We start from the raw sequence: 1,251 nt of genomic DNA on the forward strand, positions 1-1,251 counted from the left end.
TCAAACCCCAATCTCAATCTCAGCGGCATTTACACGCATTTCGCGACAGCCGACGAGGACGATTTGTCGTTTGCTTACGAGCAGATTGAAAACTTCAACCGCTTCCTTGATACCTCGGGTATCAAAGGGCGAAAGGATGTCATCGTTCACGCCGCCAACAGCGCCGCGGCGATGAAGATGCCGGAGGCGCATTACGATATGGTTCGCTGCGGCATAGCTATGTACGGCTACTATTCGCGCTCCCAGAGGAAACCGGCCATCGAGCTTTCGCCGGTTATGGAACTTCAGGCGCCGATCGTGCATCTCAAACGCATACCCGCCGGACGCTCCGTCAGCTACGGACGTTCATACTTCACCACGCGCGACACGCTTTCGGCCATCATACCGTTTGGCTATTCCGACGGCTATTCGAGGGCGTTTTCAAATGCCGCCTGCGTGCGTATCGGCGAAAAATTCGCGCCGGTTATGGGCAGGGTGTGTATGGATCAGTTTATGGTTGACGTAACCGACATACCCTCGACCAAGGTCGGCGACTGGGTTACGATAATCGACAGCGACCACAAATCGCCCGCGGGCGTTTACCGCCTTGCCGACATCGCCGGCACGATTTGCTATGAGATACTTATATCACTGCACCACCACCTTATGCGGGTTGTAGTGCGATAAACTGCCGCTGGAATAATATGACTTTACTACTTATAATATACGCTATCGCGATTATAGGCGTAGGCTTTTTTGACTATTCGCGGGTGAAGAACTTTGACGATTTCATCCTTGCCGGACGCAAACGCGGCACAATGCTTGTTGCCGCTTCGATACTCGCAAGCGTGATAGGCGCATCGGCTACTATCGGGGTTGTTCAGCTTGCCTTCACGAAAGGGGCGAGTGCCGTGCTGTGGCTTGGCAGCGGGGCGGCGGGGCTGCTTGTCGCGGCGGTATTTGTCGTCCGCAGGATACGCGATACCGGTGCAAGGACGCTGGCCGATGTCGCTCAAACGCTGATAGGCACAAACTGCGCAAGACTCATCACCTTCATAATCATAATCGCATGGACGGGCATAATCGCCGCCCAGTATATCGCGGCGGCAAAGATAGTCGCGAGCTGCTGCGATATGAGCTATGCCGCGTCGCTGCTCATCACGGCGGGCATAATAACCGCCTATTGCGCCGCGGGCGGGCAACTGTCCGTACTCAAAACCGACCTCATCCAGTTTCTATTCATAATCGTCGGGTTGGCACTTACGCTGTTTT

Annotated in this window: 2 protein-coding genes; both read left to right on the top strand. The window is 54.8% G+C overall.

Annotated features, from left to right (window positions below):
- The coding region (alr, locus tag Q7U95_RS04860) for an alanine racemase (protein WP_308752342.1) at nucleotides 1-666 on the top strand (666 nt) is incomplete at its 5' end.
- Nucleotides 667-683: 17 nt separating this feature from the next.
- Nucleotides 684-1,251 (top strand): hypothetical protein (locus Q7U95_RS04865; protein WP_308752344.1); only part of this gene is annotated, 568 nt, incomplete at its 3' end.

This window comes from Candidatus Oleimmundimicrobium sp. (assembly GCF_030651595.1).
Lineage (GTDB): Bacteria > Actinomycetota > Aquicultoria > UBA3085 > Oleimmundimicrobiaceae > JAUSCH01.